We start from the raw sequence: 12,556 nt of genomic DNA, 5'->3' as shown, positions 1-12,556 counted from the left end.
CCGGGAGGTTGCCACACGGGGCCGGTCAGCCCTTCACGCCGCCGGATGCCATTCCCTCGATGAGCCGACGCTGGATCAGCGCGTAGACGACGAGTACGGGGACGATGACCAGGACCATGCCGGCGTAGAGGCGCCCGTAGTCGGCCGCCGCCTTCTGCGCGGTCATCAGGTTGAGCAGGCCGACCTGGAGCGTCTTGCCGTCGCCGGGGAGCAGCGTGAGCGCGATGATGAAGTCGTTCCAGTAGGCCAGGAAGTTGAACAGGACCACGGTGGTGACCGCCGGGCGGGCCATCGGCAGCATCACCCTGGTCATGATCCGGAAGCGGGACGCCCCGTCCAGGGCGGCGGCCTCCTCGTAGTCGGTCGGGATCGACCGGAAGTACGCGGCGAGCAGGTAGATGGTGAACGGGATCGACGTGGCCGCGTAGACGAGCGAGAGGACCCCGGGGTTGTCGATGAAGAAGCCGCCGGGGAGTGCGTCGGCCAGCGCGCGGTCCCAGCCGACGAGCATGAGGAAGATCGGCACGACGATGTAGTTGACGTTGACGAACAACCCGGCCAGCAGCGCGACCTCCACGACGCCACGGCCACGGAACTCGTACCGGGCGATGACGTAGGCCGCCGGGACGGAGACCGCGAGGACGAACGCCAGTCCGAGCAGTGTGACGAGGACCGAGGTGAGGAAGTACTGCCCCATCCGCGCGGTGACGAACGCGTCCACGTAGTTCTGGACGTGCAGGCCCGACGGCAACGCCCAGGGGCTGCCGTAGAACTCGCTCTTGCGTTTGAACGAGGCGAACAGCACCCAGGCGATCGGCACCGCGATGGCGAGGGCGATCGCGATGACGAGGACGTAGGTCAGGACCCGGCCGCTACCGGGCCGCCTGTCGCGGGTCCGGGGCACGTTGACTGTGGTCATGGTGGCTGTCCTCAGAACTGGAGGGGCTCGCGTCGGGTCGCGCGGCTCACCAGGAGCGACACGAGGAACGAGAAGGCGAAGATGACGACCCCGATGGCCATGCCGTACCCGTACGACGAGTTCGTGTACGCCTGCTGGTACATGTAACTCAGCAGCACCTCGGAGGAGCCGTCGGGCCCGCCGCCGGTCATCGCGTGCACGAGGACGAAGCTGAGGTTGACGGCGCTCATGACGAAGAACGTCAGCGTCGTGCGGAGGTTCTGCCAGATGAGCGGCAGCGTGACGGCGAAGAACTGCCGGCCGGCGGAGGCGCCGTCGAGCCCGGACGCCTCGTAGAGCTCCTCCGGGATGCCCGCCATGCTCGACATGTAGAGGACCATGTAGTAGCCGAGTGACTGCCAGACCATCGCGATCGCGACGGACCAGAGCACGATCCCCTGGTTGCCGAGCCAGACCTGCTGCAGGCCGTCGAGCGCCAGCAGCCGGAGCGTGCCGTTGAGTAGACCGTTCTCCTGGTCGTAGACGGCGGAGAAGATCGCCGCGATCACGACCACCGAGAGCACGTTCGGGATGTAGAGGACGAACCGGTAGAGGTTCCGCCCGCGCAGCCGCTGCCGGGTCATGATCGCGGCGAGGAACAGGCCCATGCCCATCGTCACGATGGTCACGACGACCAGCAGCGCGACCGTGTTCTGGAACGCGCGCACGAACTGCTCGTCGTCGAGGAGCCGGCCGAAGTTGTCGAGCCCCACGAAGCGCATGTCCGGGGAGAACCCGCTCCAGGTGTAGAGGGACATCCGGAACACGTTCACGGTCGGCACGACCATGAACACCGCGAAGAGCACCAGCGCCGGCAGCAGGCAGGCGAGTACGAAACCGACGTCGCCGCGTCGGCGGGCCGGGCTCCGGACACCGCGTCGGGCGCGTCCGACGGACGGCGCTGGTACGGATGTGCGGTCCGTCGAGCCTGAAGGTGGGGTGGAGATGGTCGTCACCGTGCCGGTCCTTGGATCGCTCGGGGAGGTCGGGGATGAACAGCGGCGCCTCTGCCGGTTCGGAGCGGCGCCGGCGGCGGCTCGGTCGGAACTCCGCCGCCGCCGGGCACGTCAGCCGCCCGCCTGGCGCAGCTTCTCGCTGGCCTCGTTCAGCGCGGCCTGCCACTGGTCCTCGGTCTTGTCTCCGCTGATGATGCTGTTGGCCGTGTCGAAGAGCGTGCCCTTGATGTCGACACCCGGGACCGGCGCGGTGCTGGCGAACCCGCCGACGAGTGCGGCGACCGCCGGGTCCTCGTAGACCTTGTAGAACTCGGCGTTCTCCCCGGACAGGCTGCTCGCGATGCCCTCGATCGGCTGGATCGCGTTCGACTTGGCGAAGATCTTCGCCGCCTCGTCGGAGTAGAGGTAGGCGATGAAGTCCTTCGCCGCGTCCTTGTGTTTGGCTGCGCTGGGGATCCAGACCGACTCGACCGACGTCGTGATGTAACGCTTGCCGCCCGGGGTGACCGCCGGCAGCGGCGTCAGACCCCACTGGAAGCCGTCGGCGCGCGGGGCGTCCTTCATCTCACCGACGATCCAGGTGCCGTTCGGCATGAACAGGGCCTTGTTGTCGAGGATCGACTGCTGGTTCTTGGTGAAGTCCTGCTCGTTGGCGTACCCGACGGTGGTCGGCGCGGCATAGCTCAGCAGCCGGGTGGTGATGTCGAGAACCTGCCGGGCCTGCGGGGTCTGCCAGACGCCCTGCTTGTACGTCATGACGTCGGTGTAGAACTGCTCCCCGCCGACGTCGGCGAGCAGCGCGAAGAAGAACGAGTCGAGGTACCCGGCGGTCGGGTAGGTGAACAGCGGGATCCCCTGCGCCCTGGCCGTGTCGCCGAGCGCGAACATCGCGTCCCAGGTCGTCGGGACCTGCCAGCCCCGCTGCGTGAACAGGCCCTTGTTGTAGAAGAGCCCGGTCGGCGCGTAGTACATCGGCAGCAGGTATGTCTGGTCCGTACCGTAGGGGTTGGTGTTGAGGTTGCCGATAATGCCCTCGGTGAGCTTGTCCCCGACGGTCCTGTCCTCGCCGGGGACCTTCGTCTTCAGGATCGGCGTGAGGTCCTCGATGGCCTTGTCCTTGATGAGGGTCTCGGTGAGGGCGGCCTTACGGCCCTGGCCGAGCACCACGACGTCCGGGAACCGCCCCGCCTTCATGTTCGGGGAGATCTCGTCCTCGATGCTCTTCGAGATCTGTAGTTGCACGTCGACGTCCGGGTGCGCGGTCTTGTACGCCTCGATGACCTCGGTGTACATGTCCCGGCCGTAGCCGCCTTCGAGGGCGGCGACGCTGAGCGTCGCCGTGCCGGAGTCCGGGCCGTCGCCGTCTGCCGAGCAGCCGGCGAGCAGTCCGAGCACCGTGACCGCGGCGCCCGCCAGGACGATTGATCTCCTCATGTTTATCGGGTCCTTCCCGTGGACGTCTGCCCACCTGGGTGCGAGCGGAGGAACGAGTTCCGGCCGTCCGGATCGGGGGTCGGGCCGCGCTGACGCCACGCCGCTGGGTGGCGTTCTGAAGCATTCGGCCGATCCGGACCTTGTTACGGTGGCACCGATAACATGCCAGCGCAAGAGGCAGCTCAGCAGGAGCGCGGCGGCGCGGTCGAGGCGCGTACCGACAGTGACGGAGGGACGACGGACTGGTCGTCGCCGGCCTCGTCGCCCTTCAGTAGCAGGGCGACGGCCGCCACCCCGGAACGGTAGAAGTCCTGTCGCACGGTGGTCAGTGGCGGGGAACAGTAGGCCGCCAGGGCGATGTCGTCGACGCTCACGATGGAGACGTCGCCGGGCACCGACCGGCCGCGCTCGCGCAGGGCGCGGATCACCCCGAAGGCCATCTCGTCGCTGGCGGCGAAGACCGCGGTCACGTCCGGGATCATCGCGAGGATCTGCCCCTGCTGGTATCCGGAGTCGGGCGACCAGTCCCCCTCCAGCGGAGGCGGCGCCTCGATCCCGGCCGCGGCCAGGCACTCCTGCCAGCCCTGTCGCCGCCGGCGTGCCTCGATCCACTCGTCCGGGCCGGAAACGTGCCAGACCTGGCGGTGTCCGAGGTCGAGCAGGTGCTGGGTGGCGATGCGGCCCGCCTCCCGCTGGTCGATCCCGAGTACCCGGGCGCTCGCCGTGCGGGAGCCGTCGAGCGTGACGGTGGGGATGTCCCGGGTGATGTCCTCCATCTTCTGCGTCACGGAGATGAGCGGCACCGCGATGACGATGCCGTCCACGCCCTGGTCGGCGAGCTTGGACAGCGAACGCTCCATCAGGCCGGTGTCGAGCCTGGCGATGGTCGCGATACTCACCGCGTACCCGGTCTCACCCGCGGCCGCCTCGACGCCGGCGGTCACGGCCGAACGCGAGTAGTAGCCGCCGGACTGCAACAGCACGAGCCCGATGGTGTGGCTGCGCCCGGAGGAGAGTTCCCGGGCGGCGTTGTTGAACCGGTAGCCGAGCCGCTCCACGGCGGCGAGCACTCGCCGCCTGGTCTCGGGGTTGACGTTCGGCGAGTCGCGGAGCGCGCGGGAAACCGTCTGCGCCGACACCCCGGCGGTCCGGGCCACGTCGGCCATGCTCGGCTGCCTCGTGGTCCGCGCGGTGCCCTCGGTCATGGTGCTCCTCTCCCGCGGCCGGACCGCGAAACGTCCGCTGGATCATATCCGTCTTTGTTGCATATGGCATCGATAACATAGGCTCGCGCCGTGATCCATCTGCCCGCGCCGGATATCCCTCCGGCCCCGACGACGACCACGACCGACGCGGCGGCGACGACCACGACCGACGCGGCGGCGGCCGACGCCGCGACCGCCGCACTCGACTGGCGCGGACGCCGCCTGTACCGGCGCGGCGTCCCCCACCGCATCCTGTCCGGGGCGCTGCACTATTTCCGCGTCCACCCCGAACTCTGGCGGGACCGGATCCGACGGCTCGCCGACCTCGGGCTCAACACGGTCGACACCTACGTCGCGTGGAACTTCCATCAACCCCGGGCCGACGAGGCGGCGCGCTTCGACGGCTGGCGGGACATCGAACGGTTCATCCGCACGGTGGGCGAGGAGGGCCTCGACGTCGTCGTCCGGCCCGGCCCCTACATCTGCGCGGAGTGGTCGAACGGCGGCCTGCCGAGCTGGCTCACCGGCCGCGACATCGCGATCCGCAGTTCCGATCCGGCATTCACCTCCGCCGTCGGCCGCTGGTTCGACGAATTGGTCCCGCGCATCGCCGCCCTACAGACCGCCGAGGGCGGACCCGTCGTGGCGGTGCAGGTGGAGAACGAGTTCGGCAGCTACGGCGACGACCACGCCTACCTGCGCTGGAACCGCGATGCCCTGACCACCCGGGGCATCCGGGAGCTGTTGTTCACCGCCGACGGCCCCACCGAGCTCATGCTGGACGGCGGCACCCTGCCCGGAACCCTGACGGCCGTCACCCTGGGCTCGAAGCCCGCCGCAGCCCGGCAACTCCTCGCGGTACGGCGACCGGACGAGCCGTTCGTCGTCGCCGAGTTCTGGAACGGCTGGTTCGACCACTGGGGCGAGCGACACCACGTCCGCGGGGTCGAGAGCGTCGTGTCCACACTTGACGGGATCATCGCCGACGGCGGCGGCGTGAGTATCTACATGGCCCACGGTGGGACCAACTTCGGGCTCTGGGCCGGTGCCAACGAGGACCAGGGCCGGTTGCAGCCCACCGTGACCAGCTACGACTCGGACGCGCCGGTCGCCGAGGACGGCACGCTCACCGCCAAGTTCTTCGCCGTGCGTGCGGCACTCGGCGCGCGAGGACCCGTACGGATGCCCGTACGGATGCCGACCCTACCGCCGGCACGCGTACCGCTCGTCCACCGCGCCGACCTGCTCGCCGGCCTCCGCGCCGTACCGGCAGCCACCTCGTCCGGCCCTCGTCCGGCCTCGTTCGAGCAACTCGGGCTCGACGCGGGGATGGTCCTGCACACGGCGTACCCCCGTATCCCGGCGGGCGAACACGGGCTCGTACTCACCGACGTACGCGACCGGGCCCTGGTCTTCGGCGACGGCACGGTTCTCGGAGTCGCCGAACCCGCCGCCCCGGCACTGCCGGTACGGGGTACCGGTGACGTCGTACGCCTGGAGGTCCTGGTCGAGAACCTCGGCCGGGTGAACTACGGTCCGGGCATCGGCCGGCACAAGGGCCTGCTCGGTCCCGTCCTCGTCGACCGGCGGATCGTGCAGGGCTGGGACAGCACGCCGATAGCGCTGCAGGAGTGGTCCGCCGCGGAGTTGGCCCGCGCCGTCGCCGCCGGCCCGGCGACCACGCGCGCCGGCTTCGCCGTGGCGGTGGTACACGTCGACACACCTGCGGACACCTTCCTCGCCCTGCCCGGATCAGGCCGTGGCCTGGTCTGGGTCAACGGCTTTCTGCTCGGCCGCTACTGGGAGATCGGGCCGCAGGTGACGCTCTACTGTCCGGCACCGCTGTTGCAGGTGGGAGAGAACACCGTGACGGTCCTCGAACTCGACCGGCTCGGCGGAATCCTGGAGCTGCGGGACCGCCCCGAGCTGGGACCACTGGAGGAGTACGTCGAGGAGTTCGGCTGACCCACCGCCACCGCCGGCCGCTACTCGTGGCGCTCCATGACCAGGCGGGCCCGGGCACCCGAACTCGACGCGCTGCCGGAGCCGATCCCGGCCGAGCCGCCGACCCTCTGCTGATCCGCGCGACGGCCTGCCTGCCGAGGCGGCGCGGTCAGCGGACCCGGACCCACTCGCTGGGGCCGTTGCCGAAGAACCGCATCGTGTCACCGGTGCAGATGTATTCGGTCGGCTCCAGCAGCAGCGACAGCGGCACACTGGCGTTACGGCTGCTGCCACGGTAGAGCACGATGGTCCCCTTGGCCCGTACGCCGCTGACGTACTCGACGCCGTTGCGGTGGTAGACGTTGGCCGAGGCGGTGCCCCGGGTCCGCTCCCGCCATTTGACTCCACGGTAGGTCGCGGTCTTGTCCGTGGTCTTGTTGAAGTTCAGCGTCACCTTGCCGTCCGCCGTGTAGGTCTGTACGGTCCCGGCCCCGCCGCTGAACTGGATGCTCTGATTGTCGATCTTCTTGTCCGACTGGCCGCCGAGACTGCGCCAGGTGCCGACCATGCAGGCGTCCACCCCGGCGGCGGTCACCGTCGGCGTGACGGACGGGCGCGGCGACCCGCTGGCGCCGGGTGTCGCCGAGGCGCTGGCCGGGGCGGCACCGGCCGAGTCCTCCGTACCCCGAACCGGGTCGCCGCCCCCGGCGACGGCGGCCGCGACGGTGGCCGTGACCAGGACGGCGGCGACCGCCACGGCCGCACCCGCGACCTGCACCCGCCGGGACCGGGACAGCGCCGCCCACCGGCCGAACCGCCTACCCGGCGTACCGGCGCCCGCTGCGGCGGTCGCGGGCCCGGCGGTCGGCAGCTCCGCCGTCGCCCCGACCGTGGCGGGACCGCCGGAGCCGACCGGGATCCGCAGGCTCCCCTCGGCGACCACCAGTTCCGGCTGCTCCACGACGCTCGGGGCGATGTCCAGCGCCCGGTGCAGCGCGGTGGCGACCGCCGGCATCCGGCTGGACCCGCCGGAGAGGAAGACCGCCGCCACCGCAGACTCTCCGTCGTCCAGCCGGCCGAGCAGGGTGCGGGTGGTCGTGACGGTACGCGCGACGACCGGGGCGGCCAGCTCCTCCAGCTCCTCCCGGCCGAGCGGCATGTCCACATCGAAGAGTGGTACGTGGATCAGCGTCGCGGTGGTCCGGGTCAGCATCTCCTTGCCGGACCGCGCGTTCGCCCAGAGCTGCTGGCTGGCCCGCCGGTCGGAGGTGGTGTCCGGGCTGGTCAGCCGGGCCCACAGGCGTTCGTCCCGGCTGCCGATCGCGGTACCGATCCGCGCCACGATGGCGGCGTCGATGTCGAGCCCGCCGCAGTCGGCGAGCCCCTCGGTCGCCAGCACCTCGAACCCGTCGGGGTTGCGGCGTACCACGGTCACGTCGAAGGTTCCGGCGCCGAAGTCGTAGACCACCGCGCACCGCCCGACCGGCAGGTCCCGGCCGGCCACCTCGACGAAGAAGTTCGCTGCGGCGACCGGCTCGGCGACCAGGCGTACGGTCGGCAACACCTTGTTGGCCGCGGCCAGCAGGGTGCCGCGACGGTGCGTACCCCAGGCGGCCGGATAGGTCAGCACCGCCTCGGTGACCGGCTCGGTGGTGATCAGGCGTACCTCGCTGGCCACCCGGCGCAGTGGCGCGGCGAACAGCTCCTCGACCGACATCTCCCGGCCTCCGAGCAGCACCGTGCCCTCGTCGACGCAGCGCTTCGGATAGGGCTCGTAGGACTGTGGCAGCGAGAGCGCGGTGTGCAGCGCGTCCTGGCCGACCAGCAGCCGCTCGCCGGTGTCGGCGCAGACCGCCGAGCGCAGCAGCGGCGACCCGTCGAAGAGCAGCGGCCGGGGTTCCCGGTCCGGCAGGGCCAGCACCGCGACCGTGTTGTAGGTGCCGAAGTCGATGCCGAGTCTCGCGCCCGCGCCACGCACAGCCAACACGGTACGGGAGCCGTACCCCGCCATGGTCGCCCGTTCGGTCGCTTCCTCGCCGGAGCCGACAGCGCGGGCCCGGCCGGGGATCCGGCCGGGTCCGCGGGTGCGGTGTCGGTGGCGGTGGGTCAGGCGGTCGGCTGCCCCTCGCCCGAACCCAGGGTCGGGGTGGCCGAGCTGCCGGAGGTGACGGCGATCCGGCGGGCCCCGCCGACGCCGTCGGCGTAGGCGCCGGCGACCCGGACCTGGAGTACGCCCGCCTCGTACGAGGCGGTGACCGCGTCCGCCGGTTTCCTCCCGACGACGGTTCCACCGGTCGCGGCCGGTCAGAGCCAGCCGCTGTCGGCGGCGATCCGGTACGCCTCCGTCCGGCTGGCGGCCCCGAGCTTGCCGACGGCGGCAGCCAGGTGGTTGCGTACCGTGCCCTGCGACAGGGAGGTACGCCGGGCGATGGCCGAGACGGTCGCGTCGGTACCGGCCAGCCGGAGTACCTCCAACTCGCGCGGGGTCAGCGGGCACTCGGGCGCGATCAGCGCCTCGGCCGCCAGCGTCGGGTCGACGTACCGTGCGCCGCCGTGCACCCGCCGGACGACGTCGGCCAGTGCGCTGCCCGGGGCGCCCTTGGCCAGGAAGCCCCGGGCGCCGGTGGTGAGTGCCCGGCGCAGGTGCGCGGGCCGGCCACGACCGGTCAGGATGACCACCGCGCAGGACGGCAGCGCCCTGGCCAGTTCGGCGGCGACGCCCAGCCCGTCCAGTGCCGGCATCTCCAGGTCGACCACCGCGACGTCCGGCCGGTGCGCCAGCGCCGCCTGCACCGCCGACCGGCCGTCGCCGGCCTGCGCCACCACCTCTACGTCGGGTTCCAGGTCGAGCAGGGCGGCGATCGCCACCCGGATCAGCTCCTCGTCGTCGGCGAGCAGTACCCGGATCATGCCCGCCCCCGCTCCGCCGCGTCGGGTGTGTCCGGGGCCGGCACGACGGCCTCGACCGTGAAGACGCCGTCGCGGTGCTCGGTCCGGAGCGTCCCGTCGGCGTCGGCCAGCCGGTCGGCGAGGCCGCGCAGCCCCGAGCTGTGCCGGTCGGGCGCGGCCGGCCCCGCCCCGTCGTTGGCGACGGTCAGCCGGAACCGGTCGGCGTACCATCCGACCTCGATCCTGCACCAGGTGGCCCGGCTGTGCCGCAGCAGGTTGGTGCTCGCCTCGCGCAACACCGGAGCCAGTTGGGCCGCGACCTCCGCCGGTACCTCACCGGTCGGCTGCTCGACCGTGCAGCGTACGCCGGAGGAGCGGAGTACCTCGGCGGTTGCCGCCAGTTGTTCGCGCAGGTCGACCGCGCGGTAGCCGTGCACCGCCTCGCGTACCTCGGCCAGGGCCGAGACGGCCAGCCGCTGCACCTCGGCCGCCTCCCGCCCGGCCCGTTCCGGGTCGACCGAGGCGAGCCGGGCCGCGAGTTCGGCCTTCAGCGCGATCACCGAGAGGTGGTGGCCGAGCAGGTCGTGCACGTCCCGGGCGAACCGGAGCCGCTCCTGGGTGGCGGCCAGCCGGGCCTGGGCGCTGCGGCCCTGCTGCGCCTGCACCAGCAGGTCCCAGAACCACACCTGGAACCAGCCGATCCCCGCGACGGAGAGCCCGATGCCGCCGGTGATCAGCAGGTGGTCCGCCACCTCGCCGCCGGTCGACCGGGCTACCACGACCGACACGGCGACGGTCGCGGCCACCACCAGGGTCGCGGTCCGGCGGCCGAGCAGCAGCGGAGCGGTGCCGACGATCGAGGCGCCCAGCCAGGCCCAGGTCGGCCAGTGCCCGCCCGCGACCGGGCCGACCAGCGGTACGGAGGCGACGGCCGTTCCGGCGTACCCGGCCAGTGCCCGGCGCCGGGCCGACGTGGTCAGCCAGGGCGTGAGCAGGACGTACAGCGCCACGATCTGGGCGGTGGCGACGGCGACGATGCCGACCGAGCCGAGCACCGTCCACACCGGATCCGGCTCGCGGGCCAGTCCGATCCCCGGCATCATCAGGGCGGTCAGCAGCGTGCTGACCAGCGCGACCAGGGTGGCGATCCGGGGCCGGCGCAGCCGTGGATCACGCCCCGGCGGGTCGGGAGGGCTCGCCATCCGGCCGATGCTATGTCCCCGGGCCCGATCGATGCCGGCCGCCCGCCTCCGTCCGTGCCGGGGCGGGTGATTCCCGATTCGCGTCGTACCTCACTTGTAGAGAAACGGGTCACGACGGTTGCGCCGACGACGGTGCCTCATCAGCCGCCGTACGGCAGATAGGACTGACCTCAACGCTTGCGGCCAAACCATTTTCCCCCCAGGGGTGTGCGGCGGGGACCGGTAGGTGGGATCGCTAACATCCCCGCGCAAAATATCGTCCCGGATCGCGCCCGGCAACACCCTGGAGCGGTTGACCCCGCTGACTCCTCTGGCTCACGTCGCAACGCTCCGGGCTCGACAGGTACGCCGTGGGAGCGCGTCCATTTGATCATGCTCGACCTCTTGACGATTGTGGTTCCATCGTATTGAGTCAATATCGATCCGAACGGGCAATGCACCCGACGACGGGAAAGGCAGGGGGTGGCATGTCCGTGTCCCGGTTTGCTTTGGCATGCCCCGGAGGATTTCTCCGGACCAATGGCGATCAAATAGTTGACGGCGACGGACAGCCGGTTATCTGGCGGGGGATTGGCCTCGCCGGTTGGCTCAACTTCGAGAACTGGATGACCGGTTTCCCGGCGTACGAGCAGGGCATGCGGACCGCCGTGCGGGACGTGCTCGGCCCGGAGCGGGCGGCGTTCTTCTTCGACCGGTTCCTGGAGCACTTCTTCACCGCCGACGACGCCCGCTTCATCGCCGAGCTCGGCTGCAACGTGGTCCGGATCCCGGTCAACTACCGGCACCTGGAGGACGACCGGCGACCGTTCGAGATCGTGGAGTCCGGCTTCCACCACTTGGACCGGGCCATCGAACTGCTCGCCGCGTGCGGCGTACGCACCATCATCGACCTGCACGCGCTGCCCGGCTGGCAGAACCAGGACTGGCACAGCGACAACCCCACCCACGTGGCCCAGTTCTGGCAGCACCCGCACTTCCAGGACCGGGTCGTACACCTCTGGCGGGAGATCGCCGGCCGTTACCGGGACGAGCCGTGGGTGGCCGCGTACAACCCGGTCAACGAGCCGGCCGACCCGAGCGGGGAGGTGATCGGGCCGTACTCCCGCCGGCTGGTCGAGGCGATCCGCGAGGTCGACCCGGAGCACATCGTGATCCTGGAGGGCAACCGCTACTCCAACGACTTCGACGTGTACGGCGAACCGCTACCCAACGTCGTCTACTCGCACCACGACTACGCGCCGCCCGGCTACGTCCCGGACGGTCGCTACCCCGGGGTGGCGCACCTGACCCACGTCTGGGAGTCCCCGGACGGCATCGGGTACGAGCACGGCATCCTGCTGCCGGACCAGTCCCGCGACCAGTACTTCGACGCGGGCGTGCTGGAGCGGACGTACCTCAAACGCAGCGAGTACATGCTGCGCACCGGCACCCCGGTCTACGTCGGCGAGTTCAACGCGGTCTTCACCGGTGAGTCCGAACGGGACCGGATGCGGCTCGACCTGCTCGCCGACCAGTTCGAGATCTACACCCGGCACCGGGCCAACTGGGCGTTCTGGCCGTACAAGGACATCGGGGTGGCGGCGCCGCTGACAGTGGATCCGGACAGTCCGTGGATGCGCCGGATCCGGCCGGTACTGGAGAAGAAGGCCCGGCTCGGCGTCGACCTGTGGGGCGGCCGGCACGACCAGATCCAGCAGGTGATGCGCCCGCTCAAGGAACTCTTCGCCCGGGAGTTCCCGGACTACCTGCCGTTTCCGTTCGGCAGCGAGTTCCTGATCGGCCGGCTGGTGCCGCAGATCCTCTTCGCCGAGGCGCTGCTGCCGGAGTTCGGCGAGCTGTTCCGGGGCATGGGCGAGTCGGCGATCGACGAGATGATGGCCTCGTTCCGGTTCGACCGGTGCCGGCCGCGCCAGCCGTTGGTCGAGCTGCTGCGCCGGGCCTGCGCCCGGCAGGCGCCGGTGTGAGGCG

At 70.8% G+C, this 12,556-nt stretch carries 9 protein-coding genes; 2 read left to right on the top strand and 7 right to left on the bottom strand.

All coding sequences use genetic code 11. The annotated features are described in order from the left end of the window. Positions 1–25: 25 nt before the first annotated feature. The 4 genes from R6Y94_RS13110 to R6Y94_RS13095 all read right to left on the bottom strand — a co-directional run bounded on the left by R6Y94_RS13110 (position 26) and on the right by R6Y94_RS13095 (position 4,553). Entirely contained in the window at positions 26–919 is an 894-nt protein-coding gene (locus R6Y94_RS13110) for a carbohydrate ABC transporter permease (protein ID WP_318396069.1), read from the bottom strand. An 11-nt stretch (positions 920–930) separates the two neighbouring features. Next, positions 931–1,914: a sugar ABC transporter permease gene (locus R6Y94_RS13105; protein WP_318396068.1), complete on the bottom strand. Its 984-nt coding sequence runs from the start codon at positions 1,912–1,914 to the stop codon at positions 931–933. Positions 1,915–2,025: 111 nt separating this feature from the next. Then, positions 2,026–3,348, bottom strand: a complete 1,323-nt coding sequence (locus R6Y94_RS13100; protein ID WP_318396067.1) for a carbohydrate ABC transporter substrate-binding protein — start codon at positions 3,346–3,348, stop codon at positions 2,026–2,028. A gap of 182 nt (positions 3,349–3,530) precedes the next feature. Continuing rightward, positions 3,531–4,553, bottom strand: a complete 1,023-nt coding sequence (locus R6Y94_RS13095) for a LacI family DNA-binding transcriptional regulator (protein WP_318396066.1) — start codon at positions 4,551–4,553, stop codon at positions 3,531–3,533. A 90-nt stretch (positions 4,554–4,643) separates the two neighbouring features. On the opposite strand from R6Y94_RS13095, the gene R6Y94_RS13090 reads away from it, so the two are divergent. After that, a complete protein-coding gene (locus R6Y94_RS13090) occupies positions 4,644–6,518 on the top strand; it encodes a glycoside hydrolase family 35 protein (RefSeq protein WP_318396065.1) in 1,875 nt (624 codons plus the stop codon). Between the two features lie 148 nt (positions 6,519–6,666). Here R6Y94_RS13090 and R6Y94_RS13085 read toward each other — a convergent pair whose 3' ends face one another. The 3 genes from R6Y94_RS13085 to R6Y94_RS13075 form a co-directional block, all read right to left on the bottom strand. Beyond that, on the bottom strand, positions 6,667–8,475 hold the full coding sequence (locus tag R6Y94_RS13085; RefSeq protein ID WP_318396064.1) for an Hsp70 family protein: 1,809 nt from the start codon (positions 8,473–8,475) through the stop codon (positions 6,667–6,669). A gap of 326 nt (positions 8,476–8,801) precedes the next feature. Then, positions 8,802–9,407 (bottom strand): response regulator transcription factor, encoded by a 606-nt coding sequence (locus tag R6Y94_RS13080; protein WP_318396063.1) that lies wholly within the window; start codon positions 9,405–9,407, stop codon positions 8,802–8,804. Continuing rightward, the gene (locus R6Y94_RS13075; protein ID WP_318396062.1) at positions 9,404–10,588 is read right to left on the bottom strand and encodes a sensor histidine kinase; all 1,185 of its coding nucleotides are present in this window, start codon (positions 10,586–10,588) and stop codon (positions 9,404–9,406) included. Before R6Y94_RS13075 ends, R6Y94_RS13080 begins: the two co-directional genes overlap by 4 nt. A 605-nt stretch (positions 10,589–11,193) precedes the next feature. Here R6Y94_RS13075 and R6Y94_RS13070 point away from each other — a divergent pair. Further along, complete coding sequence (locus R6Y94_RS13070; RefSeq protein ID WP_318396061.1) at positions 11,194–12,552, top strand: glycoside hydrolase family 5 protein; 1,359 nt, start codon at positions 11,194–11,196, stop codon at positions 12,550–12,552. Positions 12,553–12,556 lie beyond the last annotated feature (4 nt).

It is taken from the genome of Plantactinospora sp. KLBMP9567 (assembly GCF_033446045.1).
Lineage (GTDB): Bacteria > Actinomycetota > Actinomycetes > Mycobacteriales > Micromonosporaceae > Plantactinospora.
Note: the sequence above shows the minus strand (reverse complement) of the source record. Positions and strands in the feature narration are given on the sequence as shown.